Origin of the sequence: Acinetobacter sp. EKM10A (genome assembly GCF_011075215.1) — a bacterium.
GTDB lineage: Bacteria > Pseudomonadota > Gammaproteobacteria > Pseudomonadales > Moraxellaceae > Acinetobacter > Acinetobacter baumannii.
The window spans coordinates 1-1,195 of the sequence record NZ_JAALLK010000041.1 but is presented as its reverse complement, the minus strand read 5'-3'; the positions used below and the strand labels follow the sequence as shown (position 1 = coordinate 1,195).

General features: G+C 43.6%; 1 protein-coding gene. It reads right to left on the bottom strand.

The window, feature by feature from the left end; genetic code table 11:
* Positions 1 to 1,187, bottom strand: a 1,187-nt coding sequence (ahpF, locus tag G9371_RS18970; RefSeq protein ID WP_052796659.1) for an alkyl hydroperoxide reductase subunit F, incomplete at its 3' end; no start/stop codon positions are given.
* Positions 1,188 to 1,195 lie beyond the last annotated feature (8 nt).

Sequence of the window (1,195 nt, the reverse complement as noted above, 5' to 3'; positions counted from 1 at the left end):
AAGACTTGGTCAGCACGAAGTTTAGTGTCAAACTCAACCAGAGTTACATGCTCAACAATACCTGCAAGGTCAATTGCAGCTTCAACACCTGAGTTACCACCACCAATCACGGCAACACGTTTGCCTTTGAACAATGGACCATCACAGTGTGGACAGTACGCTACACCACGGGTACGGTATTCAGCTTCACCCGGTACATTCATTTCTCTCCAACGTGCCCCTGTTGAAAGGATCACAGTTTTCGATTCAAGTTTTGCACCGTTTTCAAGTTCAACTTCAACCAAGCCATTTGCTGTTTGGTCTGCACCAGTGATTTTGCTGACACGTTGCAGGTTCATGATATCCACATCGTATTCACGAACATGTGCTTCCATCTCAGCAGCAAACTTAGGACCTTGGGTCTTTTGCACAGAAGTGAAGTTTTCAATGTCCATGGTATCCATGACCTGACCACCAAAGCGTTCAGCCACGATACCTGTGTTAATGCCTTTACGTGCTGCATAGATTGCAGCTGTTGCACCCGCAGGTCCACCACCAATCACCAATACATCAAACGCATCTTTGGCATTGAGTGCTGCTGCGTCTTTTTCAGCTGAATTGGTATCAAGTTTTGCCACAATCTCTTCAAGGGTCATACGACCTTGACCAATGTGTTCATTGTCCTGAAATACCATCGGCACAGCCATGATTTTGCGTTGTTCCACTTCGTCTTGGAAGAATGCACCATCAATCATGGTTGCCGTGGTGTTCGGGTTATAAATGGCAATCAGGTTAAGCGCCTGTACCACGTCCGGACAGTTATGACAGCTTAATGATACAAACACATCAAAGTTAGCTTTGAGGTTTAAGCCTTTAATCTGATTTAAAACTTCATCTGACACTTTAGGTGCATAGCCAGACACTTGTAAAAGAGCCAAGATCAAAGACGTAAACTCATGACCCATTGGTAAGCCTGCAAAGAACACACGAGGCTGTTCACCTGCTTTAGCCACACCAAAGCTTGGACGACGTGTATTATTACCGTCAAAACGGGCTGTTACCTTGTCAGAAAGCTCAGCGATTTCAGTTACTAATTCTTTAATTTGAGCAGCTTTGTCTGATTCATCTAAAGCAGCAACTAATTCGATTGGACTTTCTAAACGTTCTAGGTAAGCTTTTAATTGAGTTTTAATGTTTTGATCTAACATCTGTTTTT